The 26,353-nt window shown below is 44.3% G+C and carries 18 protein-coding genes and 1 tRNA gene; 7 read left to right on the top strand and 12 right to left on the bottom strand.

The window, feature by feature from the left end; genetic code table 11:
* Positions 1-33: 33 nt before the first annotated feature.
* Entirely contained in the window at positions 34-879 is an 846-nt protein-coding gene (lipA, locus tag P3L47_RS11160) for a lipoyl synthase (protein ID WP_277780829.1), read from the bottom strand.
* Positions 879-3,053 (bottom strand): S9 family peptidase, encoded by a 2,175-nt coding sequence (locus P3L47_RS11155; protein WP_122360883.1) that lies wholly within the window; start codon positions 3,051-3,053, stop codon positions 879-881. The genes lipA and P3L47_RS11155 overlap by 1 nt, the downstream gene beginning before the upstream one ends.
* 168 nt (positions 3,054-3,221) lie before the next feature.
* On the opposite strand from P3L47_RS11155, the gene mnmL reads away from it, so the two are divergent.
* On the top strand, positions 3,222-4,178 hold the full coding sequence (mnmL, locus tag P3L47_RS11150) for a tRNA modification radical SAM protein MnmL/YtqA (protein ID WP_277780828.1): 957 nt from the start codon (positions 3,222-3,224) through the stop codon (positions 4,176-4,178).
* On the opposite strand, the gene P3L47_RS11145 is transcribed toward mnmL, so the two are convergent.
* Complete coding sequence (locus P3L47_RS11145) at positions 4,138-4,635, bottom strand: DUF4251 domain-containing protein (RefSeq protein ID WP_277780827.1); 498 nt, start codon at positions 4,633-4,635, stop codon at positions 4,138-4,140. The genes mnmL and P3L47_RS11145 overlap by 41 nt on opposite strands.
* Before the next feature lie 244 nt (positions 4,636-4,879).
* On the opposite strand from P3L47_RS11145, the gene P3L47_RS11140 reads away from it, so the two are divergent.
* From P3L47_RS11140 to P3L47_RS11115, 6 genes are all read left to right on the top strand, one after another.
* Complete coding sequence (locus P3L47_RS11140; protein ID WP_277780826.1) at positions 4,880-7,564, top strand: calcium-translocating P-type ATPase, PMCA-type; 2,685 nt, start codon at positions 4,880-4,882, stop codon at positions 7,562-7,564.
* Positions 7,565-8,181: 617 nt separating this feature from the next.
* Positions 8,182-8,484 (top strand): STAS domain-containing protein, encoded by a 303-nt coding sequence (locus P3L47_RS11135; RefSeq protein WP_122361098.1) that lies wholly within the window; start codon positions 8,182-8,184, stop codon positions 8,482-8,484.
* A gap of 17 nt (positions 8,485-8,501) precedes the next feature.
* Positions 8,502-8,912: an ATP-binding protein gene (locus P3L47_RS11130; protein WP_277780825.1), complete on the top strand. Its 411-nt coding sequence runs from the start codon at positions 8,502-8,504 to the stop codon at positions 8,910-8,912.
* Position 8,913: 1 nt separating this feature from the next.
* On the top strand, positions 8,914-10,032 hold the full coding sequence (locus tag P3L47_RS11125; RefSeq protein ID WP_122360888.1) for a sensor histidine kinase: 1,119 nt from the start codon (positions 8,914-8,916) through the stop codon (positions 10,030-10,032).
* Positions 10,025-10,858, top strand: coding sequence for a sensor histidine kinase (locus tag P3L47_RS11120; RefSeq protein ID WP_122360889.1), 834 nt, complete (start codon positions 10,025-10,027; stop codon positions 10,856-10,858). The genes P3L47_RS11125 and P3L47_RS11120 overlap by 8 nt, the downstream gene beginning before the upstream one ends.
* Before the next feature lie 19 nt (positions 10,859-10,877).
* Positions 10,878-12,041: a PP2C family protein-serine/threonine phosphatase gene (locus P3L47_RS11115; RefSeq protein ID WP_277780824.1), complete on the top strand. Its 1,164-nt coding sequence runs from the start codon at positions 10,878-10,880 to the stop codon at positions 12,039-12,041.
* A 56-nt stretch (positions 12,042-12,097) separates the two neighbouring features.
* Here the strand turns inward: P3L47_RS11115 and P3L47_RS11110 are convergent, their stop codons facing one another.
* The 9 genes from P3L47_RS11110 to P3L47_RS11070 all read right to left on the bottom strand — a co-directional run bounded on the left by P3L47_RS11110 (position 12,098) and on the right by P3L47_RS11070 (position 26,317).
* Complete coding sequence (locus P3L47_RS11110; protein WP_122360891.1) at positions 12,098-12,928, bottom strand: hypothetical protein; 831 nt, start codon at positions 12,926-12,928, stop codon at positions 12,098-12,100.
* Between the two features lie 33 nt (positions 12,929-12,961).
* Complete coding sequence (locus tag P3L47_RS11105; RefSeq protein ID WP_277780823.1) at positions 12,962-15,874, bottom strand: ATP-binding cassette domain-containing protein; 2,913 nt, start codon at positions 15,872-15,874, stop codon at positions 12,962-12,964.
* 193 nt (positions 15,875-16,067) lie between these two features.
* Positions 16,068-16,140 (bottom strand) — tRNA-Thr (locus P3L47_RS11100).
* A gap of 57 nt (positions 16,141-16,197) precedes the next feature.
* Positions 16,198-16,659, bottom strand: coding sequence for a hypothetical protein (locus P3L47_RS11095; RefSeq protein WP_122360893.1), 462 nt, complete (start codon positions 16,657-16,659; stop codon positions 16,198-16,200).
* Positions 16,660-16,726: 67 nt separating this feature from the next.
* Positions 16,727-17,758 carry a DUF6340 family protein gene (locus P3L47_RS11090; protein WP_122360894.1) on the bottom strand — a complete coding sequence of 344 codons (1,032 nt, stop codon included), beginning with the start codon at positions 17,756-17,758 and terminating at the stop codon, positions 16,727-16,729.
* Positions 17,759-17,800: 42 nt separating this feature from the next.
* The gene (locus P3L47_RS11085) at positions 17,801-18,652 is read right to left on the bottom strand and encodes a sugar phosphate isomerase/epimerase family protein (protein WP_122360895.1); all 852 of its coding nucleotides are present in this window, start codon (positions 18,650-18,652) and stop codon (positions 17,801-17,803) included.
* Between the two features lie 27 nt (positions 18,653-18,679).
* The gene (locus P3L47_RS11080; RefSeq protein WP_277780822.1) at positions 18,680-20,638 is read right to left on the bottom strand and encodes a tetratricopeptide repeat-containing sensor histidine kinase; all 1,959 of its coding nucleotides are present in this window, start codon (positions 20,636-20,638) and stop codon (positions 18,680-18,682) included.
* Between the two features lie 159 nt (positions 20,639-20,797).
* Entirely contained in the window at positions 20,798-23,413 is a 2,616-nt protein-coding gene (locus P3L47_RS11075) for a valine--tRNA ligase (protein ID WP_129729266.1), read from the bottom strand.
* Positions 23,414-23,623: 210 nt separating this feature from the next.
* Entirely contained in the window at positions 23,624-26,317 is a 2,694-nt protein-coding gene (locus P3L47_RS11070; protein ID WP_427910505.1) for a glycoside hydrolase family 2 protein, read from the bottom strand.
* Positions 26,318-26,353: the final 36 nt, after the last annotated feature.

Raw genomic sequence — 26,353 nt, 5'->3', positions numbered from 1 at the left:
TATAACAACCCAATGTGTTAAAAGTTTTCGTAATTAAACATGCTTTTCAGCGTGATAGGAGGAACGGACCAGCGGAGCGCTCTCTACCATACGGAATCCTTTTTTCAAAGCGATTGATTTATAGACATTAAACTGCTCAGGGGTGACATACTCAGTTACTTGAATATTTTTTCTGGAAGGTTGTAAATATTGACCAATTGTTAATACGGAAACACCTGCCGCCAGCACATCGTCCATCAGGCAGCAGACCTCTTCGGGTGTTTCTCCCAAGCCGACCATGATGCCTGTCTTTGCCGTCGCACCTTGTTCTGCAATGCGGGACAAGACGGACAGGCTGACATCGTATTTAGCAGCACTGCGAACCTGCGGACTGATACGCCGCACAGTTTCCATATTATGCGATATGATTTCGGGAGCAGCAGCCACCACTTGATCGACCAGATCAAGACGTCCCTGGAAGTCAGGGATCAGGACCTCTACCGTCGTATCCGGGTTTACTTCTTTGATTGTCCGGATCGTATCAACCCAATGCCGGGCTCCCAGGTCAGGCAGATCGTCACGATCGACCGACGTTATCACTGCGTGTTTTAAGTTCATCAGGCGAATACTTTCCGCTACATTGGCCGGTTCTTTCGGATCCAGCGGCAACGGCTTGCCTGTTAACGTATTACAAAAGCGGCAGGAACGGGTACATATCTCACCCGCTATCATGAACGTGGCCGTTCCCCGGCTCCAGCATTCTCCCATATTCGGGCATTTGCCGCTCGTACAAATGGTGTGCAGACAATGAGACTCAACAATGCTTTTCGTCTTTGTAAACTGCTCGTTCCCACCCAGCCGGATCTTTAACCAATCCGGCTTTCTCACATGTTCTGACATTATAAGTTATCAAATAAGAAGTTAGACATCCTGGTATACAGATGATAACGGGTATTTCCTCCGTAAATACTGTGATTACGGTCTTTGTAGACCTGCATATCGAACTGTTTACCGGCTTGTACCAATGCTTCTGCATAATCCATCGTCTGCTGGAAGTGTACATTATCGTCAGCAGTTCCGTGCACCAGCAACAGCTTACCTTGTAAGTCTTTTGCCAGCCGGATCGGTGAAGTTGCAGCATAGCCCGAGAAGTTTTCCTTTGGCGTACGCATAAAACGTTCGGTATATACCGAATCATAATATTTCCAGTCTGTCGGAGGAGCGACAGCGATACCGGCCTTGAATGTGCCGTTACCCACGCTCATCGACATCAATGTATTATATCCGCCAAAGCTCCAGCCCCAGATGGCAATGCGTTTTGCATCGATATACGGCAGTTTGCCTAAAGCCTGTGCGGCTTCCACCTGGTCTCTGGATTCCAAATCGCCCATCCGCAGGTATGTACATTTGCGGAAGGCTTCACCACGCGCACCGGTTCCCCGGCCATCCACACTGACCACGATGATTCCGTTCGCAGCCAGGTAATGTTCCCAGTCAAAACCATATTTGTCCAGTACTTGTTGCGAATTCGGTCCACTATATTGAACCATCAGTACCGGATATTTCTTCGATTCATCGAAGTTTACCGGTTTTACGATCCAGGCATTCAGCTCTATATCAGAGGCTGTATGTACTTTGAAAAATTCTTTTTTAGAGAAAGATGTACTTGCCAGCTTTTCGCGCAAGGCAGCATTATCCTGCAGCACGCGCAATACTTTCTTCGACTTCGTTTCATTTACGGTGATAACGGCCGGTGTATTGGCATTCGAATAGTTATTCACGAAATAGGCATAGTTCGCACTAAAGTCGGCACTGTTCGTTCCTTCGTTTTCCGACAGCTTTGTCTTCACACCTTTCTGGTCTATTTTATAGACAGAACGGCGCAACGGGCTTTCCTCTGCCGATTCATAATAGACAACCTTAGCTGCATCGTCATAACCGATCAGGCGGGTTACGTCCCAGTTACCTTTTGTCACCTGACGCTGCATGACCCCTGTCGGCGAATACAGGTAGATGTGTGAATAGCCATCCTGCTCGCTCACATAGGTAAACCCATTCGGATTGAAATGGATGGAAGTCAGCCATTCGGAATCTACATAGCATTTGTTTTCATCACGAAGGATCAGGCGGGATACACCGCTCTTCGGATTCACATAATACATATTGAAAAGATTCTGCTGACGGTTCAAAGTCATGACAGCCAGCTGATCGGAATTAGTCGTGAAAGTGATCCGGGGAATATAGCTGTCCGCATCCACCGGCATTTTCAATTCTTTGATATCTTTCGTTGCGACACTATACGAATGAACGCTTACCTTTGAGTTATTCTCTCCGGCTTTCGGATATTTGAAATTATAATATCCCGGATATAAACCGGTGCCATACATCTGCATGGAATATTCCGGCACTTCGCTTTCATCGAAACGGACATACGCCAGGTATTCACTGTCCGGAGACCATGCCATCAGGTTTGTAACGGCAAACTCTTCTTCATACACCCAATCAGTGATACCGTTCAGAATCTTGTTCAGTTCGCCGTCTTTAGTCACCTGCACTTCCGTATCATAGTCGAACTTGCGGATCCAGATATTGTTATCCACTACATAGGCACACATACGTCCGTCGGGCGAATAGGTCGGGATCATCTGTTTGTTCTTTGAGTCGGAAACAGGTTTGACATAGTTACGACGTACATCATAATCGTACACCATCGCTTTGAAAGAGCGGCGGTAGATGGGTTCGGTCTCTCTCCAAACCAAAATATGATGGCCGGTACTGCTGATATCATAGCCGTCGAAATCATCAAACGTACATTCACGGGCTGTCCGGGCATTGAACAAGGTGTCCACCGGATTTCCTGTACGATAGGAGTATTTAATGATCATACTACGGTCTTTATTCATTGCCGTATAATGTTCGCCATCCGGTAACGACCGCATTTCACCAATAGCGGTTACCTGACGGAACTTACCATCTGTAATTTCTTTTAAATCGACACGTTTGCTCCCACTCTGAGCAGATACGCTTCCAATTATCGCCAATGAAAGCAAGAAACCAACACCCAATCGTTTCATGAATACTATTATTTTATTTTGAACAGGCTGCAAAGGTAGTATTTTATCATGGTAAACCCTTAGCCGTTAAAGGTAAATTATGTACCCGACCGGAGTTTACCGGGTATTTTATCGTTAAATTAACCACCGGACATTGACCATTAACCATTATAAATTACCTTTGTCGTCATGGAAAACGTAAAACCTTATAACGATTTCGGAGATTTCCTACGGAAACTATTCCCTTATAAAGTACAGAAAATCTCCATAAATGCCGGCTTTACCTGTCCCAATCGCGACGGTTCGAAGGGATGGGGAGGTTGTACTTACTGCAATAACCAAACATTCAGTCCGGAATATTGCCATACAGAGAAGAGTGTGACCGAACAATTGGAAGAAGGTATCCGTTTCTTTTCCCGCAAATATCCGGAGATGAAGTATCTGGCCTATTTCCAGGCGTATACCAACACATATGATAAATTAAGTTCGCTGAAAGCGAAATACGAGGAAGCGTTATCTTATCCCGGTGTGGTAGGACTGATTGTTGGGACACGTCCGGACTGCATGCCGGAAGCTTTGCTGGATTATTTTACAGTCTTATCCAAAGAGAAGTTCGTAATGATAGAATACGGGCTGGAAAGTACATTGGATAAAACATTGATCCGTATCAATCGCGGACATACTTACGAAGAATCGGAAACTGCCATCCGCCGGACAGCAGAGAGAAGTATTTATACAGGGGCCCATCTGATCCTCGGGTTGCCGGGAGAAAGCCGGGAAGAAATACTGCATCATGCCGACCGGCTATCGGCATTGCCGGTCACAACCCTGAAACTGCATCAGTTGCAACTGATCCGCAACACCCGTATGGCAAAGGAATATGCCGAACATCCGGAAGAGTTCCATCTGTACACTGCCGACGAATATATCGACCTCGTGATCGACTTCATAGAAAAATTAAACCCCTCTATTGTAGTAGAGAGGTTTGTATCGCAATCCCCCAAAGAGCTTCTGATCGCTCCCGACTGGGGACTTAAAAACTTCGAATTCACAGCGAAAGTCAATAAGCGTATTGCCGAAAGAAATGCACGGCAAGGGCGGTTATTTATTCCTTTTTCTCAAGAGCCAGTTCCCCATAGAATGTGATGTTCTGTTTATTGACAGGTGTCACATTGATTGTCGCGGAGCCATTTGAAAATACCTGCACACTGAATGCAAATGTATCATCATCGCTTCGGGTACGAAACTGTATTTGAGCGGTTCCTTTCTTATTAAAAGAACATTGATAATCGGTAATTGATCCTTCGAAACGTAACCCGTCACCGCCACCATAAGGAGCCGAATATGCTCTTCCGAAATAAGGAAGATAGGAAATAACCGAGTCACCGCGCATTTCCAAAGAGTAGGGAGAAGTCAGGTTGACCGACCGTCCTCCCATGGGTATCGCACGGTCTACATCTACCGTAAACCGTTTACTATCTATTAATTCTTTTACTTCATTCGCCTTCTGCTCTTTCTTTTCTTTTTTACTTTGAGCATAAAGGGATTGCCCCGCTAACAGAAGGACAATCCCCACTAACCAAAATAACCTAACATTCTTCATAACCTTAAATACTAACACACAATTCTCCTTTATATATAAGACAATTACGAAAGCCAAAAGTTTATCCCAAACCCGTTAATTTAACACAACAAATAGTTAACAAACCATTACCTGGTGACATTTCAAAGGATCTGGTACATAAATTAATAAATCCTACTATCAATTAAAAACCAAAGCACTTGCGTATGTCCTGCAACTTTACGTAATTTGTTGACTCATTTTTTGAATCAGATTAAACAAATTTATGGAGAAAAAACATCAGTATCAGGGATTAACCAAACAAGAAGTTGAAGAAAGCAGGCGCCTTCATGGCGAAAACATCCTCACTCCTCCAGAGAAAGCCTCTCTCTGGAGCCAGTTCCTCGAAAAGTTTAATGATCCGATCATTAAGATTCTGCTGGTAGCGTGGCTGCTATCCATGATTATTGCCGGCGTACATTGTTGGGGACCGGAAGCGAAAGGTTTTACAGCCTTCCTCGAACCGATCGGCATCTTCTTTGCCATTATGCTGGCATCCTGTGTCGGTTTCTTCTTTGAAATGAAAGCCAACAAAGCATTCGACGTATTGAATACCGTAAACGACGATACGCTCGTCAAAGTAATCCGCGAAGGAAATATTTGCCAGGTGACTAAAAAAGAAGTCGTTGTCGGTGATATTGTCGTACTGGAAACCGGGGAGGAAGTTCCTGCCGACGGCTATCTGCTGGAAGCTATCTCCCTACAGATCAACGAATCGACATTGACCGGAGAACCGATCATCAGCAAGACGACCAACGAAGCCGAGTTCGATCACGAAGCTACCTATCCTTCTAACAGGGTGATGCGCGGCACAACGGTTGTCGACGGACATGGGGTAATGAAAGTCGAGCTGGTGGGCGATGCTACCGGCTACGGGAAAGTATATGAAGGCTCGCAGATAGAAAGCGATGTGGAAACGCCGCTACAAATACAGCTCAAAGGGCTTGCCGGTGTCATCAGTAAAGGGGGCTATACAGTTGCCGGACTTACTTTTGTCGCCTTACTGGCTAAATTATTGATGACTTCCGGTGATATGCCGGTGATGGATCTGATCTCACATATACTGAATATCTTTATGGTAGCAGTAACGCTGATCGTCGTATCCGTACCTGAAGGTCTGCCGATGAGTGTAACGCTAAGCCTTGCCCTAAGCATGAACCGCATGCTCAAGACAAACAACCTGGTTCGTAAGATGCATGCTTGCGAAACAATGGGGGCTACAACGGTTATTTGTACGGATAAAACAGGTACGCTGACACAAAACCAGATGCAGGTTTACCGGACAAACTTCTACAACCTCAAAGACCAGAAACTGGGAGACGACGAGTTGAGCAATCTGATCAAAGAAGGCATTTCCGTTAACTCGACTGCCTATCTCGACTTCTCGGAAGAAAAGGTGAAAACACTGGGTAACCCGACCGAAGCAGCCTTATTGCTCTGGCTGAACAGCCAAAATCAGAACTATCTGACATTACGGGAAGAAGCTCCGGTGCTGGCACAGCTTACGTTCTCTACCGAACGGAAATACATGGCCACTGTGGTGCAGTCTCCCCTGTTAGGTAAAAAAGTATTATATGTAAAAGGTGCTCCCGAAATCGTTCTAGCCAACAGCCAGCGGGTAGCAGCCGACGGTACATACAAAACGGTTGAATCTTGTAAAGCTGATATCGAGAAACAATTACTGGACTATCAGAACCAGGCGATGCGTACACTGGGCTTTGCCTACCAGATTATCGAAGACGGGAAGGATGATGCTTATTTCGTCAATGGACGTTTGTATGGGACCGACCTGACCTATTTAGGAATCGTAGCCATCTCCGATCCTGTCCGCGCAGATGTTCCGGCAGCCGTACAAAGTTGCTTGAATGCCGGTATCGATGTCAAAATCGTCACAGGCGATACACCGGGAACTGCCCGCGAAATAGGCCGTCAGATCGGTACATGGAAACCGGAAGATACCGACCGTAACATCATTACCGGTCCGGGATTCGAAGCATTGACGGACGAAGAAGCACTCGACCGCGTTCTCGATCTGAAGATCATGTGCCGCGCCCGTCCGACCGACAAACAGCGCCTGGTACAATTACTACAGAAGAAAGGTGCTGTCGTTGCAGTAACCGGCGACGGAACGAATGATGCCCCGGCATTGAAAGCCGCCCAGGTAGGTTTGTCTATGGGTGACGGTACCTCTGTTGCCAAAGAAGCCAGCGATATAACAATCCTGGACAATTCATTCGGCAGTATTACCCGTGCTGTCATGTGGGGACGTTCCCTGTATCGCAACATACAAAAGTTCCTTCTATTCCAGCTTACCATCAACGTGGCGGCCTGCCTGATCGTATTGCTAGGCTCTCTGTTCGGGACCGAATCACCGCTTACCATCACACAGATGTTATGGGTAAACCTGATCATGGATACATTTGCCGCCGGAGCATTGGCTTCATTACCTCCCAACGAACGGGTGATGAAAGATAAACCCCGACGTAGCGGTAAAGATGGCGACTTTATCATTACCCGCCCGATGGCTTACAATATCTTCGGAGTCGGTATAGCTTTCGTTGTAATTCTGATGGGGGTATTATATTACTTCCATGCCCAGACCGGATTAACGCCGCACGACTTGTCCTGGTTCTTCAGCTTCTTCGTAATGCTTCAGTTCTGGAATATGTTCAATGCGAAAGCGTTCATGGAAGGCCGTTCCGCTTTTGCCAACCTGAAAGAGAGCAAAAGCTTCCTGTTTGTCGCCCTGTTGATCATTATCGGTCAGTATCTGATCGTTACGTTCGGCGGAGAGATGTTTAGCGTAGTACCTTTGTCTTTCAAAGACTGGGGTATCATTATCGGTTCCAGTTCATTAGTGCTTTGGGTGGGCGAGATAGCAAGAGGCATCAGCCGACTGATTAAGAAATAGTTCATATTTTATCAGAGTTGAATGTTACTTTTCTCTTGAAAGAAAAGTAACCAAAAGTTCAAGGCTGCACCTGCCTCGCTACTCCGCATCCTACGTTCGCTGTCGCCTCCGAAACTCGCTACGCTCAAACAGCGGATGCTCCGGGCGCTCACTACGGCTGCTGCGCTTTACGCTCGCCAGCTGAGGCCTTTCATAGAACGCAAAGCGTTCTCCTGGGATGGCCGATACTGCCTGTTAAAACCGAAAGCACCTGTTATTATATTAGGTGTCGGTATCGGCAATCTTTAAAGGAAGCGGAGCTTCCTGGGAAAGGCCTAAGCGGGTGAACGTCCGCGGAGGGGAAAGACGAAGCGGTTAAAAAAATCCGTTGTCTGAGCGCAGCGAGTTTCGGATTTTTCAGCGTAGTCTTTCACCAAAGCAGTGAAGCCGGTTAAGCCTTGATCTTTTGCCTACTTTTGGATCAAGCCAAAAGTAGGTTCAATATTTCCTAATCTTTAACTCAATTAATCCCACCGACTACTATTTCTGCTACGCTTCATACAAAAGCCCTAAATAACTTGTCCAACTAAATGATTATCTATACTTTTGTTGTAATAGAAATCAGAACAAAACAATATATGAAGATCACAGTAAAAAACGGAAACGAAACGATCATCGGTCTTTCCGGCCAGTTAGATACGCTTACTTCTGCTGATTTTGAAAAAGAGATCACAAAAATACTTGCAGAGGATGTACATACGGTAGTACTCGACGGAACGGAACTCACTTATATCAGTAGCGCCGGACTTCGTTTATTGCTGACCTTACAAAAAGGGATGAAAGCGAAAAACGGAACTTTCCGGCTAAGAAACCTAAAACAGGACATTATAGAAATCCTGAATATCACCGGCTTCTCTTCTTTCCTGACCATCGAATCCTAAGCGCCCCGTACCGGCAGATGATAAACACGTTACACATAAAGAACGAACTGGAACAGCTCACCCGTTTGTACGAGTTTCTGGACCTGCAAGCATCTACTTACGGGTTGGAAGAACAATTGTCGATGCAAATCAAACTGGCTCTCGAAGAAGTTGTGACCAACGTCATATTATACGCCTACCCGGATAAAAAAGATCAGGATATACGCATTGATATGAACTACAGGAACGAACTATTGACCATCGTCATTACTGACAACGGCACAGCTTTCAACCCGTTGGAAATGAAAGAGCCTGACATTAGCCTTCCTCCGGAAGAACGTCCTATCGGCGGTCTCGGTATCTATCTGGTCAAACAACTGATGACAGAAGTCATTTATACCCGTTCATCAGGAAAAAATATACTCACAATGACAAAAGACATTCACTGATATGGCAGACTTCGACATCAAAGAGATAAGCGCGCTCAAACTGAAATTACGGATCATTGAGAAAGCGACACTGGCGGGATGGATCATAATCATCCTGGGGCTTTATTATGACTGGGAGACAATTCCCGGTCTCGCGGTTGTAACAATTATCATCCTCTATATCATTAAAGGACGGTTTCGCAAACAATTGAAGCAAAAAGAATATCTAGCAAAGATCGTGGAAGAACGGACCATCGAACTCCGCATCCAGCGCGACCAGGTATTAAACGAATCCAAGAAACTTTCCGATGCCCTGGATGCATTGGCTAAAGCACAGGACGAACTTGTCCGCAAGGAAAAGCTCGCTACCGTCGGACAATTGACACAAGGACTGGTCGACCGTATCCTGAACCCGATCAATTACATCAATAACTTCGCCGGACTTTCCGCCAATCTGATCAAAGACCTGAAAGAAAACATCATGGAGGAACAGACAGTCATGTCGAAAGAAAATTATGCCGACAGCATCGAAATACTCGACATGATCAACAGTAACCTGCAAAAGATCAACGAACATGGCTGTAACACCGTGCGGATCGTGAAGGCCATGGAGGAACTGTTGAAAGACCGGAACGGCAATGTCACTTCGACCGATATCTGCGAACTCTGTAAAGTGAACGTAGACGTGATCCGCAAAGCGTTCAAAGAAGAAATTGAAAGTAAACAGATACAGATCGATATCCTGTGCCCGGCAGAACCTGCTATGGCAGAAATCGATATCGAACAGATGAACAAGGTGATGCTCAGCCTACTGAAAAACTGTATCTATGCATTGCTTAAAAAGTTACAGAAAGTAGAATTCTCCCCGGTTATCACGATCCAGGTGGAGAAAAGGCTGAACGGAACGATTTATCTCAGTATCCGTGACAATGGTATCGGCATCGAAGACAATATCAAGAATAAGATATTCGAACCGTTCTTCACTACGAAACCCACCGCCGAAGCAGCTGGTGTCGGTTTGTACCTCTGCCGGGAAGTTATCCTGAACCACCGCGGTTCCATCATCGTAAAGAGTGAGAAGGACAACTTCACTGAGTTCATGATTACTATTCCTATTTATCAAAAGAGCAACAATGAGTGATAACAGCAAACAAGAAATTGAACGTCTGAGAAAACAAGTCAGCCAACAGGAAAAGATGGCTTCACTCGGACTGTTAAGCGCAGGTATTGCACACGAGATACAAAACCCGCTCAACTTCGTAATCAACTTCAGTAAACTATCATGCAAGTTGCTGCAGGATATGGAAGAAGTGCTGGACGAGCTGAACGACAAGCTGCCCGCAGATGCCGACGAAGAACTCCGGGAGATCATGGAGGATCTGAAAGGCAATATGATCAAGATTGAAGAGAACGGCAACCGGGCATCCAGCGTGATCCGGGGTATCTTACTCTACTCCCGCGGAAAGGATGATGAATATATCCCAACCAACCTTTGTCAGCTCACGAAAGAATATGTATGGCTTTCCTACCATGCGGTGCGGGCAAACAATAAGAGTTTCAATGTTGCCATTGAAGAAGAATACGACGAAACACTCCAATTGGTCAAGGTGATCCCGCAGGATTTCAGCCGTGCAGTACTCAATCTGATGAACAATGCCTGTTACGCCGTATTCAACAAATCAAAAGGGGCGACCGAAACGCCTTACAGACCGACTATCAAAGTAAGCCTGAAAAAAGACGGGGATAAAGCCTGTCTTACCATCGAAGATAACGGCTCCGGCATCACAGAAGAAGTAAAAAAGAAACTCTATACTCCGTTCTTCACCACCAAACCATTGGGCGAAGGAACTGGTCTGGGTCTCTCCATCACTAAATCGATCATCGAACAAAAACATAACGGAACGATAGAAATGGAATCACAACCTAACGAGTTTACCCGTTTTACTATCACTATTCCGATTCAATAATTACAGAAACAATGCTGCTATGGCTATAAAAATATTAAGTGTAGACGACGAACTGGACCTGGAAATACTGTTAACCCAATATTTCCGCCGCAAGATAAAGAAAGGCGAATATGAATTCTCGTTCGCACATAACGGACTGGAAGCACTTCAGATGTTGCTTGCCAAACCGGACTTCGATGTGATTCTGAGCGATATCAATATGCCGGAAATGGACGGGTTGACCTTACTCACCAAGATCAACGAGATGCGTAACCCGGCACTCAAATGTATTATGGTATCGGCTTACGGCGATATGGAAAATATCCGAAGCGCCATGAACCAGGGTGCGTTCGACTTCACAACGAAACCGATCAACCTGGAGGATCTGGAACGGACCATCGAGAAAGCAGCCGAACAAATCGCTTTCATCAAACAGGCCCAAAAGGAACATACACAACTGGAATCCATCCAGAACGATCTGCATGTGGCACAGGAAATACAACAAACTATTCTTCCAAAGACATTTCCTCCGTTCCCGGACCTGAAATCGTTCGACCTGTATGCCTATATGAGTGCCGCCAAATATGTGGGAGGCGATTTCTATGATTTCTTCCGCATAGGAGAAGACCGTTTGGGGTTCGTGATCGCAGATGTATCAGGCAAAGGAGTATCGGCAGCCATATTTATGGCAATCAGTCGTACGGTGATACGTGCCATTGCACTCACTGAGAACTCCGCCGCTTTGTGTATGCAACGTTCCAACAGCATTCTCTGCCAGGAAAGTGTGAATGATATGTTCGTCACTGTCTTTTACGGCATTCTGAATATCCGCACGGGAGTTGTTACTTATTGCAATGCCGGACATAATCCGCCCATCCTGATGCAGAAAGACGGTTCGGTTTCAAAAGTCCCGACTACGAACGACATGATATTGGGTGCCATGAGCAATGCCACCTATCACGAGAAAGAGTTGAAACTTGCTCCCGGTGATAATCTGTTCCTTTACACGGACGGAGTGACAGAGGCTATGAACAGAAAACATGAACTATACAGCGAACGCCGGCTACTCGATAACTGCCGGGAACTGGCGGGAAAAGAACCGAAAGAGGTAGTAGATAAGATTACCGAAACAGTAGGCGAATTTGTTGTAGACGCCGTACAATCAGATGATATAACATTACTCTCGATCTCATACAAAGGATAACAATAAAAAAGGCTGTCTTCCGACAGCCTTTTTCTATACATTATATTATATACAACTTATTTCAGCAATGAATCGCGGATAGCAGTGATGTCTGCATTGGCAGCTCTTGCATCCTGAATAGTTGCAACCTTCGTTTTCAACGGAGAAATAGTTTCACCCAGTTGTTTCAGGTCCGGATAGTAATTAGCCAGGTCGGCAACCACTTCTTCCAGCATGCTGACACGTTTTTCCATATTGGCAGAAAGACCGGCAGATGTAGCATCACCTTTTACTACCAATGTCGGATTAGCGATCAGACAGGCATATTCAGCAGAAGCAGCACCTAACATTTCAACTTCAACGTCAATTTTGTCTTCTGCAGCCATCTTTTCAATAATCTTATCTTCCTGAGATTGCAGGAATGCCTGTACCTGTTCTTTTGTTGCATCTTTCGGAGCCTGTTCTTTCAAAATATCCAGAACGAAAGAGATATTCAGGTCGGTAGCCAGTTTAGCAATTACAGCTTCAACTTCAGCAGTAGGTTGTCCCATTCCTTTCAACACGTTATAGTCAGCCATATACATACCCAATGCACGGGCTTTCTGTGTCGGTGTACTCAGTTCAGCAGCCTTGGCTGTCGGCAACATATATTTTACATCACCTACGTTTACTTTTACATCACCGCTGGTCAGACGATAAGGGATTTCAGAATCCGGCATGTCTTTCAGCAAATTGATTGTTTCTTGTTTCAACTCCTCGGTTAACAGATCTTTAGGAGCCTGACCTGCTATAACAGCAGCTTCTTCAGTTTCTTGGGCTTGTTCGTTTGATTTTTTGGCTCCGTTGCAGGAAGTCATTCCAAACACTAATGCTGCTACGGCGAGCATGCTTAATACACTCTTTTTCATATTGTATAATTTAATAATTTATTATTTTAAACCTCATCCTTCGTCCTGTTTAAAGAAACGTCCGGGAAACTCTGCGAATATAGCGATAATCGCTAATAATGCAAAGAAACCTATAACCAATAAATTAAATTTATAGGTAGAAAAATAAAATCCGCCCCAGTTTTTCTCATGACTATAGAAGGCGGCACGTCCCCAGTAGTTGTCGGGTTCCACATAAATAGTACCGACAAGCGGGTAAATACGGTTGTTCGTTTCTTTATACATGCGACGGTTTCCTGTCCCCATTACCAGGTCTTCTATCGCCATATTATGGTGCGCCTTTTTCTGTGCAGTCAGCCATTCAGAACCATTTTCACGGCTTTGTTCCCGTTGTACCTGATCCAGATAGGCCGTAAAATTATGTGCACGCTGATGCAATGCTGCCGCCGCCTTATCCAAATATGCAGAATAGTTTTCCCCTTCCGTATGTGGTTCGATACGGGCAGCACGGGCAAGCACAGCCAACTCATTTTCAACTGTTTTTCGTTTTACAGGATCATCACTGGTTGCAAGCTGTTCCGCCAGCGTCCGGACTTCCGGCAAATGTACATTCTCATAATATTGAGCCAGATACTTTTCTTTCTCGATCGGGAAATAGGTCCGGTTGTAAGCATTATCACAAAACTGTTCGACCATCAAAGCCTCGAAAGCCCAGCGCGAAGGGATCAGTTCTCCGATCAACGGCACAATGTTCTCATCGGAAGCACGGGTATTCAGATCGTCGAACTTGATCACCAAGCCACAAAGCAATATCTGAGGAATCAGCAAAAGCGGAATCGTAATATAGATGGCAACTACTGAACTCATGGTTTGCGACAGAATCAGACCTGTAAGGTTCGCCAGGAAAGAAGTAGCCCACAGGATACTCCACCAGATGAAAAACATCTCTCCCCCGACCCCAATGATTACATTTCCAACAGCTATGAATAACAAGGACTGAAGTCCGGAAACGAACAGCAGATAGATCATCTTGGAAGTCAGATAACTACTACGGCTCAACCGGAGGAAATGTTCCCGCTTCAGGATCGTCCGGTCTTTTATTATCTCTTCGGCACTGATACTCAGCCCCATGAAAGTCACTACGATCACAGCCATAAAGATATAGGATACAAAATTCTTATTGGTAAGCAACTCATATTCGCCATCATCCACATAACGCGTCAGAAGTGCCACGATCAGCGCCAGCAACGGAGCCTCCAGCAAAGTGATGGCCAGGTATTGCTTGTTAGCCAGCTTCGTTTGGATATTTCTTTCCAGGAAAATCATGAATTGCCTGAACCAGGATGGTTTCTTCTGCAGATTCTCCGGCAACTCTTCTTCGCTTACCGGAGAAAAAGACGAACGTGAACGAAGATATTCTTCATGCCATTCTTCCGGAGTAAACTTACGGATATCAGTCTGGTTACCCGAATCGTCGATCTTCTTGGAATCGATGATATTCAGGATCAACTCTGGATTTACATTTCCACAGGCACTACACACACTAATATCCGGATCCGTATATTTTGCCGCTTGCTTAAAATAGGTAATAGCCTCTATCGGATTCCCGTCGTAAATGGGATACCCCCCTTTATCCAACAACCATAAACGGTCGAACAACTTGTAAATTTCAGAAGAAGGCTGATGGATATTCACTACCACGAGCTTACCACGGTGTGTCTGTTCTTTCAGAAGCATGATCACTTTCTCCGAATCCGATGATGAAAGTCCGGAAGTTGGCTCATCCAAATACAGGATAGCCGGTTCACGGATCAGTTCGAGAGCGATATTGAGACGTTTCCGTTGTCCCCCGCTGATCGTTTTACGGATAGGGGAACCGACTTCCAGGTCCTTTATTTCCTCCAGCCCCAACTCTTTCAATACGGTATCCACCCGTTCTCCGATCTCCTGATCGGAAAGACAGGCAAAACAAAGACGGGCTGTATACAGAAGATTCTGATAAACGGTCAGTTCCTCGATCAGCAAATCATCCTGCGGAACAAAACCAATCAGCCGGCGTGCTTCGGGAGAATCGAGCAGATGCCCGTTCACAGTAATTGTTCCCTGGTCCGGACGGATATTCCCATTCATAATGCCCAACAACGTAGACTTACCGACTCCGCTTCCTCCCATAATGGCAACCAGCTGCCCGGATTCCAGATTAAAAGAGAAATTATGTAGTCCGTTACGGCTGTTCTTAAAAGTAAAATCAATATCCCGTCCCGCCAGACGAACGATTTCTTTCTGCTCATTCTTGTTGAAAACAGTAAGCAGGTCGCTATAATAAACAGGCAGGAACAATGGCCCCTTGAGTACACTGCTATGCTGCCAGGCATAAAACATATCCGGTGAAAGGGGAATATCGTTCATAAAGACCTGCCCGCTTCCATGATATGTAAATATCTGCTTATCAAACCGGCGGATAAAGAACACACGGATCATTCCCTCCATGCCTTTCCGCCTGATATGGTTACCGTCAGTTTCCTCTTCACCGCTGATCGTCAATAACGACGACGATGGCTTGCCTGTGATAAAGGCCAGCGAATCATCAAATTCCTCCTGTGAAATAGCAAAGATATCCGCTACCAGACGGAAAAGAGCCATATGCTCATCCGCTTCCTTGCTGTTCGTATAGGCAAATTCAACAAAGCGGATCAACAGAAGCAACTGTTCCTCTGCCCGCAACTTCACCTTCATTTGTTCGCAGATATTCCGCACGATCTGTTCCTTGTCGAGCACAAAGAGAGAATCGTCGTACATATCGCGCAACGCATTATAAAGTTCGATATATTCTTTATGGGATCGTACCCCGAAATGACTGGACAAATACGAATGAACGGCACGACTGGCCTGCTCCCTTTCAATACGCACGGAAGAAGCAAAGATGGCAAATAGATTCAATAGTCCGTTCAGTATGGTTTCATTCATTTGCTTGGCTGTTATTTGTCTGTATAATGATAAATAAAGTTACAAATATAACAAGAATCGATAGGTTTGGCGAAAGATTCGAACAAAACATTCCAATTAAGAGTATAAAAAGAATACTCACCAGGCAAGAACATCCACCTCATCAAAAAACAAAAAGCAGCCATCCCCAAAGACAGCTGCTTTTATTTTATTGAGCCGAAAGCCGGACTTGAACCGGCGACCTACGCATTACGAATGCGTTGCTCTACCAGCTGAGCTATTTCGGCAACAAACTATATTGCTATTGTTACTTGTTTTTCAATCCGGGCACAAAGATAAAAACTCTATTCGACATCTGAAAGAAGTTTTGTCAAAAAATCATCTAAATCTGCATCCAAATCTTTCAACAACGGATCATCCGCCCGTAAAAGCTCGTCGTCAATGAAGAGAAGCTCCTCTATTACAACAAAATCCTCATCCGTCAAGCTGACAGAGAAAGGTTTCATTATATGAGGGCTGTCAAAAGCATTTTTCGCAACCAAAAGAGTCAGCACAGATTTTACGGTGTTGGCTACCTGCTTATTGAATTGTTCTTCTTCACAGGGACAACCTACCCAATCAAAAACAATTACTTTATCCAGTAATCGTTCCTCTTCGTCGTAGATTTGCAATTCCCCGCTTTCAGGATCAGCCTGGACATATAAATCGCTATAATAGCCGGTAGAATCTTCTGCAGTCAATTTGTTAATGGCAGAAGTAAATGTTGTCTCCAGGACAGACTGAATCTTTGCATTATTTGCACTCATAACTCTTTTTTTATTCTTTTTTCGAATCGTCTGTCAAAAGTAATAATAATTCGGAGAATATATGATATTATTCTCCAAATTGCATGTTAAGTTTTTTATCTGAACGTACCCGGTTACGTAACACCTCTACATAAAGCGCTAAAAGTTTGGTATTCTTGCCGTCCTCGCCTTCTCCTTTTTTAAATAACTCAGCCGATTTATTCGCCCATTCATAGGCTTCATCCAGTTTTGTTTTCATTTCATAGCCCAAAGCGATATTGGATGCAGCCTTTGCTTTTGCCTTCCAACCGCCTGACTTTTCATATAAATGCTCCCAATACTCAACCGCCTTATCCCATTTCTCGGACTGGGCATAAGCCGAAGCTTCTTTCCATTTCGTTCCCATGCCGGTATAAAACCACCGTGTCTCATTATTCCAGTGAGGGACAAAATTCGGACTGGTTTTCATTCCTATATATTCCGCAGACGCACGCAACGCGTTTTCTGAAGAAGGCAGGAACTTATCAAGAAGAATCAGATTAGGGGCCTCTTCATTAAAAAAGACACTATCGGCCACATAGACTGTAGCCAGAGGATTCGGTCTGCCGGGAAGATAACCGCGCACGACTCCCGATATCTTTACCTGAATCTCACCTCCCACATAACCTTCCGCATAAGCCATGATATTTTTCTTCGATTCGAATAACAAACGGTCGATGGAAACCACCGCGTCTGTCCCGGTTTCGTCGCACAATTCCTGCACCTGATCCTGCGTCAGTTTCTTGTCTTCATAGTAGACATCATCTTTACGAACAGCATCATGATAGAGAAGCACATCATTAAAGAAAGAGATATCAGCCATTGCTTTCCCTAAACCACTACAAGCATAGAACAAAGCACTGTCAGCCTTCACCCTGCAAGTATCCACCTTATCACCAAATAACGTGAACTCACACCCGACATCATCCGGCTGATGGACAGCATTGTTCACTACCAGGATCTTACCGACATTACCAGGAAAGGTAATCTCGGCAGGATTGTAAGTCTCTATACCCACATAATTCACTGAACTACAGGAGGCTAAAAAGCAAACACTTAACAAACAACAGGCAACTCTCATCACTCTTACTATTAAAGGAGGCGCACTGATTTGCGCCCCTAATTATACAATATCACTCACAGCCTTGAAATAGCCGATCGATTCAGCTATACCAAGGAAAGGATCTTTCATATCCTTTTCATATTCAAGACTACACATTCCGGTATAGTTCACTTCACGCATCATCTTCATCAATGCCGGGAAGTCTATTTTACCCCGTCCGATTTCGATACCGACACCCGCTTTCGAAGCATCCGTCACATCTTTGATATGCATGTCAAACACACGAGTATGATACTTCTTCAAATCCGTCACCGGATTGCATCCGTTACGCAGGTCGTGACCGATATCCAGGCACATTCCGATACGCGGATCCAGATCTTTCGTATGTTCCCAGACATCTGTCGCATCCGGATACGTTTTAATATCGGGACCATGCAGATGGATCGCATAATTAAAGTCGTATTCCTTTACTTTCTTGTCCACATAAGGAAGCAATTCGTAATTGGGAACGCCCACAATCAGTTTTACACCTACGCGTTTCGCATACTCGAAAGCACGGTCTATTTCCGCTTCACTCTTCATATATATAGGACCAACGGCATAACCTGTTACCTTATGGGCAGCGCATTTATCATGAAATGCTTTAATCTGTTCATCGGTGCTATCCATCGGCAAGTGGAAATCCTTGATGCAAAGATAATGAATATCGAGTCTCTGCAATGTCTTCAAAGTGGTATCCAGGTCAAAATTAACAAATGTATAGCCTGCCATACCCAAACGCCAAGGATTAATCGACTTTGCCGCTTTAGGAATGATCCGGTCCGGCAAACCGGCTTTTACTACACCTGCCGATCCTAACAATAAAGCGCCGGCAAGCCCTTGTCTAAAAAATTTTCTTCTAGAATTCTCCATGGTATATAATAATGTATATAAAATATGTTACGGTTTCTTCAAGGGCAGCACTACAATAAAGGTAGATCCCTCACCAAACCGGGAAGAAACGCTGATTGTTCCTCCCATCTGAGAAATAAGTCCTTTACAAATTGCTAACCCCAGTCCTACCCCTTTGCTCCAGTCATTCAGCTGGACGAAACGGCTGAATATCTTTTCCAACTTATCTTCGGGAATACCTTCACCCGAATCTTCCACAGAAAAGACGACATCCGTCTCCGTCACCTCATAACCCAAACGGATAAAACCTTTTTCCGTATGCTTGATTGCATTGGTCAGCAAGTTAGTAAGAATTTGCGTAAGACGGTTACGATCGGTATAAAAAAGTTGTTGGGGACTATTACTTAGTTGTAGTTCCACTCCTTCCGGTATGCGTAGCAGGATGACATTGTAAATTTCTTTCATCAAGACAGAAAGCTCACAATCAGCGTAATGAAGCGCCATTGTATTCGATTCGATCTTTGACAGATCCAGTACATCCGTGATCAGCCGTTGGAGCAATTCATTATTACTTTGAATAATATTGGCATATTCCTGGCGGGTTTCGACATCCTCCTCATCGACCAGCACCTGGGAAAAACCGACAATAGCATTCAGCGGTGTCCGTATCTCATGATTCATGTTCGCCAGGAAAGCCGACTTCAAATGATCCGCTTCTTCAGCCTTCTCCTTAGCCAGTTTCAGTTGCTGTCCATACCGGTGACGGCTATAAGAAATATATCCCAACAAACAACACAAAACGAACAAAAATATAACTCCTCCTCCCATTAATAACAAATGGGAATGTGTCTGCGAAACCTCCAGGTCCATTTGCTTATTCTTCAACTCCAGCTTGTCCACTTCATGCTGTGTTTTCATTTCTGCCAGCTCATTGTAAAAATGAACTTTCGACAAAGAATCATTCAGAGCAGCATACTCTTTATAAGCCAACGAAGCACTCTTGTTTCTTCCGGCATCCAACAGGACATCTGCCTTATCTTTTAACATTTCAAGATAAAGAGACATTGAGTTTCTCATGCGCCAGACAGGCAATAACGAATCGTAAATGGCTAAAGCTTTATCATATTCTTTATTCTGTTTATAATAAGCCGCATAAATTGTCTTCAATTCGCTCCCGTAGTTATACATTTCATATTTATTCAGAAGAGCCTGAGCTTTTTGCAGATGCACCAAAGCTTCCCGAAACTCTTTCCTGTCTATATAGGCTAAAGCATAATGCCTGTGTACCACATACTCCAGGTAGTAAATTGGCATCTCTTCGTCCAGCCAGGTTATCTTCCTGTCCTTGCATATCTTTACATAATCATCCAAACGCCTGGTGTATTTCATTTTCAAGTCCGAAGTATGCGCCTTGTTCATCAACTGCCGGATAATATTAATACGTTTAATCAAAGGAGCATTCCTCATCTCCATGCTTTTCAGGACTTCCTCATATAAAGCGACGCCCTCTTCACCTAAGTTATTGGATAAATAAAAGTCAGCCAGTGCCTGATTTGCCATCTCCAGTCCTTCCGGAAATTTTAAGTTCTCAGCTTCCTGCTTCAAACCGGTAACATATTTCAGTGCTTCTTCATTCTTTTTTGAACGGGTCAGCACATAAATGTACCATGCCTTCATCCGGAAATACTCGACATACCGCTTTTGTTCATTAAAAAGAGGCAATGCCTTTTGCATCCAGAAATACATACTATCCGGATTTTTAGAGAAATAATACCGAACATAACAGAACATGGCACTTGCTTCATGATAACGATCCTTCTCATTCCGTGATCGTTCCAGCAACTGCGTAGTATAGTCAAAACCTTTTTGTTGCTGCACATGTGCCTGTGCCAGAATAAACAGCGAATCCAACGACAATGTCGTATCCTTGCTTTCGGTACCATATAAAGTTAAAGGGAGACCCAGTCCCCACAATAAACAAGAAAAGATCAGCAACCAACTTTTCACTTCCCCCATTTTTTATAGCTCTTGCATATATTTCAATGGCTGCAAGTTAGCAAAAAAAGAACTCTGTTGTTCTTTTACGTCACAAAATAAAACAAAAACATCCATATTTGTCCAAACAGAGACAAACATGGATGTTTTTTATGTGTAAAGGTACCTTCCTTATTTCGTCAATGCAGCAATGCTCTCCTCTATCGATTTGATCTTGCTTTCGGCATCGGCTTGTTTCTTACGTTCCATATCGATTACCTTAGCCGGGGCTTTGCTTACAAAGCTTTCGTTGCTCAGTTTCTTTATAACGGAAGCGAGGAAGCCCTGCTGATATTTCAGTTCTTCACGCAATTTAGCCAACTCTTCTTCCACATTGATCATACTGCCCAGAGGAACAGCATATTCCGTGGTACGAACCAGGAAGGATACAGCACCGGCAGCCTTATCGTCAGTCTTTGTTATCTCTGACAGGTTACACATCTTAGCGATTACCGGATTGAAAGCATCGTTATGATCGCCCAATACCTGTAAAGTCAATTCTTCCTTATTCGGAATATTCTTCTGCAGACGGATCGTACGGACACCGCTCACAATCTCTTTCACGATCTCGAATGATTCCAGATAAGCAGCATCTACCGGTGTAATTTCAGGCATTAATGCAACCATCAGACTTTCACCTTCCTTACGCGGTTCGAGAGCCTGCCATAATTCTTCCGTAATAAACGGCATGAACGGATGGAGCAAACGAAGCAACGCGTCGAAGAAACCGAGTGTTGCCTGATAAGTCACCTTATCGATCGGCAGTTGATAGCCCGGCTTGATCATTTCCAGATACCAGGAAGAGAATTCATCCCAGAACAGTTTATAGATAACCATCATCGCTTCGCTCAGACGGTATTTGCTGAACAGATCGTCTACCTCAGCAATCGTCTTATCCAACTGCATCTTGAACCATTTGACAGCAGTAGCCGATGCTTCCGGCTGCGCAATCGTATCGTCGACCGTCCAACCTTTGATCAAACGGAAGGCATTCCATATCTTGTTATTGAAATTACGTCCCTGTTCGCACAAAGCTTCGTCGAAAGGAATATCGTTTCCGGCAGGTGCTGCCATCATCAATCCCATACGAACGCCGTCGGCTCCGTACTGTTCGATCAGCAATAACGGGTCGGGAGAGTTTCCTAATGACTTCGACATCTTACGTCCGAGTTTATCGCGAACGATACCGGTAAAGTAAACATTCTTGAACGGCATATCGCCTCTGTATTCGTAACCTGCCATAATCATACGGGCTACCCAGAAGAAGATGATATCCGGTCCTGTTACCAGGTCGCTGGTCGGATAGTAATAGTTGATCTCTTCGTTATCCGGGTTATTGATGCCGTCGAATAGAGAGATCGGCCATAACCAGGAAGAGAACCAGGTATCCAGACAGTCGTCGTCCTGACGAAGATCGGCCATTGTCAGTGCCGGATTCTTTTGTTTCGCCAGTTCCAATGCCTTTTCAGGTGTTTCGGCTACCACATAACCGCCTTCCGGCAGATAATAAGCCGGGATACGATGTCCCCACCACAACTGACGGCTGATGCACCAGTCCTTGATGTTCTCCATCCAGTGGCGGTATGTATTCTTGAACTTAGGCGGATAGAACTTCAGGTCGTCATTCATAACCGGAGTCAAAGCGATCTGTGCCAGGTGTTCCATCTTCAGGAACCATTGCATAGACAATTTCGGTTCGATAGGCACATTGGTACGTTCCGAATAACCTACCTTATTTTCGTATGCTTCTACCTTTTCCAACAGGCCGGCAGCTTCCAGGTCTTTTTCGATCTGTGTACGAACATCGAAACGATCCATACCGATATACAAGCCGGCGGCTTCGCTCAGTGTTCCGTTATCGTTGAAGATATCGATGGAAGGCAAGTTATATTTCTCGCCCAGCATATAGTCGTTTACGTCATGGGCCGGAGTTACTTTCAGGCAACCTGTACCGAATTCGATATCTACATAATCGTCCTCGATAACCGGGATCACACGGTTTACCAGCGGAACGATCACTTTCTTACCTTTCAGGTGCTGGTTCTTCGGGTCGTTCGGATTGATACACATAGCGGTATCGCCCATGATCGTTTCCGGACGGGTAGTTGCAACAACAGCGTAACCGTCTTCCCCTTCGATTTTATACCGGAGGTAAAACAGTTTGCTATGTTCTTCTTTATAAATTACTTCTTCATCGGAAAGAGCAGTCAGGGCCTTCGGGTCCCAGTTTACCATACGCACGCCACGATAGATCAGGCCTTTGTCGAACAGGTCGACAAAAACTTTCAATACGCTTTCCGAACGTTTTTCGTCCATCGTAAAAGCCGTACGATCCCAATCGCAGGATGCACCCAGTTTACGTAACTGTTTCAGGATGATACCTCCGTGTTCTTCTTTCCATTCCCAGGCATGTTTCAGGAATTCATCGCGGGTCAGGTCGGTCTTTTTGATTCCCTGCTGTGCCAGTCTGTTCACCACCTTTGCCTCGGTAGCGATAGATGCGTGGTCGGTACCCGGTACCCAGCAAGCATTCTTACCCAACATACGGGCACGACGGATCAGGATATCCTGAATGGTATTGTTAAGCATGTGTCCCATGTGAAGTACGCCGGTGACGTTAGGAGGCGGAATGACGATTGTATACGGTTCGCGACCGTCCGGTTTCGACTTGAAAAAGCCGTTATCCAACCAATACTGATACCACTTTCCCTCTACTTCTGCGGGATTGTACTTACTTGCAATTTCCATATTGTTTTATTCAAATTATATCTATGTTCAATACAGACAAAAAAGTCCGTCATTTTTCAGACGCAAAAGTACAAAAATAATAGTAATATAGATAAGCCCGTAAATGCTAAATTTTATATTTCCTCACATTCAGAATTAATCATTAATGCTAATTCCGAACTGCATCTGTTATTTTTCTTGCTATTTACAAGAGGTCTCCCTATCTACTTATTATTTCTCTCCGAACTTCTCCTGTTGGATTTCAACATCCTCCAGGTCTTTTTCAGATATTATTTTCTGCAATCGTAATATTTCCTTTTTCATCATCTGTACATCTGAACCTTCCGGGATCTTAGTATTTGTCACATCTTTGCTTGCTACTTTCATCGATATAAGTTCAGAAGGTTTATAAATAAACTTCATTGAGGGTTGTACGGATTCAACTTCCAACTCTCCGGGCTCGATAGCATTCACTCCGTCACCAAAGATTTCCGCTTTTATCCGTATTTTCCCGGGACGTATTGTGGTACGCAACAAGATAGGTGCACTCCCCCAATTAGCCCGAACAGGATTGACTCCAATAGATTCATCCTCCAATAAAAGCCCTTCACCTTCTATTGAAAAACGGACAGCAAAGTTGTTCAATCTGTTCACTATGCCATTATGATCCACTATTTCCGCAACAACAACAGCAATATCCGATCCATCCGATATTAGAGGAACACCGTCATTATCCATCCGCAATCTTATTTTCATAGGCTTACGCGAAGGAGAACGTTTGTAAGTAGCCACAACCTTTCCGTCAATCAATCCCTCTGCCAGTAGATAAACATCTTTTTGTTTTCCAGCCCGCGATAGCGCTTTAGTATCCATAAAATCAAATACATTCTTGAAAGTAATAATGGGTGACGGCATTTTTAAAGAAGAGGAAGATCTCTTCCACACATATTGCTTCCCCCCTTCATAAACAGTCAGTCGCACCTCTTCACAATTAGAATATACAGTCACATCAGCCGGAGAAAAAGGAGTCATCTGATGGGCTATATAAACCATTGGCCCACTTTCAACGGGAGAAGAGTCATTCATTATATTCGGACGTTGGGATTTAAACATGTAATAAGCAGTTTTAGGTTGCCTGTAAGCATCCATTATCCCTCCATAAAAAGCGATCGGATGACATCCACGCTGATGATCAAATGAATGCCAAAGAGTTCCTCCCAAATGATTACTCTCCGCACGACAAAGTGCTTCTATCGTAGTAAAACGTGAAGAATAATAAGGAGCAGCATAATGTTCTGCTTGTACCAGCATCGGCACTTCTCCCCAAGATCTACAAACACGACTTGAAGAATTGTTGGCACTCCAGTCATCCACATTATCACCGAATTCACGTGTAAAATAAACTTTCGACGGATCAGCCTTATCCACACTGACACTACTTTTTTGCGGACTTATGCTTAGCGGATGAGTATAGACCACGGGAAAATATTCACTTCCTTTTGAACCCGGATCAATAGCAGAATAAGCATTTGGAGTACGCATTTCTTCATCCACACACTTTTTGGCTTGCAAAGCGAATTCCAAAGGAAAACCTGTCTCATTAAGTACCGGTTCCCAGAAAAGTAAAGAAGGACGATTTCGATCCCTACGAACCATATTCCGAATATCATCATATACACGCTCCACAAAGATAGAATCCTTATTATAAAATTGCCACCCAGGAGTCGCCTCAATATAGAACAGACCTAATTCATCACAAGCATCTATAAAGGCTGGATCTTGCGGATAATGGGCAGCCCGAATCACTGTCATACCTGCATCTCTCAACCGAAAAGCATCTCGCCAATGTAACGAATTAGGCAAAGCATTCCCAATCACGGCAAAATCCTGATGACGATTTCCGCCAATCAACTTTCGGTGATAAGGTTTGCCATTTAGCCACAAGCCCTCAACACCTTTCATTTCGATACAACGAACCCCTATTCGTTGCTTATAACCATCTATCACCACCCCCTTTTCATCTTTCACATAAACGTTGAGCCAATAAAGGGATGGAGATTCGGGAGACCATAAAGAGGGATTCCTTACCTGCAAATTCGACTGAACCACGATCGCTTCTCCCGAACTCACTCGATAAGCATTCTTTCCGGTAGCAACCACTGTACCCTCTCTATCCGTCAATGCATAAGAAACCATCCCCTTCCGAAGTTGTTTATATTCATTTCTCAAATGAAGCCTAATATCCACTTTCGCTTTTTCTTCATTTACCTCCGGATAAGAAATAAAGATACCTCCGCCACCTTTTTCTTTTTCATAATTCGGATCAGTAATAAACAATTTATCATGTGTTATAAGCCAACAATCCCTATATATACCTCCAAAATAAGAAAAATCAAGTGCACGCTGCGGTTTTCCGGGAGGATAAGACGAGTCATCACTATTATCAGCACATACGGCTATCACATTCTCTGCCCCATACTTCAACCAAGAACTTAAATCTGCAATGACAGGCAAATATCCTCCATAATGCTTTTTGATCAATTGACCATTTATCCAAACTTCAGATTTTCCCATAATCCCTTCAAAATGGATCATTACTTTTTTATTTCTCCATTCTGCATCAACCAAAAAATGTTTGCGATACCAAACCTTTCCCTGATAATTGATATTTCCACTTGCTTCTTCTGGCAACAGTTCTATTCCATTAGGCAAAGAAACGACCGCCCAAGTAGAATCCACCAATTCTAGAGCACCTCCATTGGCTATATCTCCTTTATGAAAGCGCCAAGCAACGTTCATATTATATACACACCTACCACTATTAGTCAACTCATAAAATCCGGCAGTTGAAAATCGAGATTCGCTTCCTTTCCCCCTGTTAATACCCGTCAGCAGACACAATAATACTATAACTATCGATCTCATTTTTTTACTTTATGATTAAAAAAACATCCCGGATCC

The organism is Parabacteroides chongii (assembly GCF_029581355.1).
GTDB classification, from domain to species: domain Bacteria; phylum Bacteroidota; class Bacteroidia; order Bacteroidales; family Tannerellaceae; genus Parabacteroides; species Parabacteroides chongii.
This window is presented reverse-complemented; position numbering and strand designations above follow the sequence as displayed.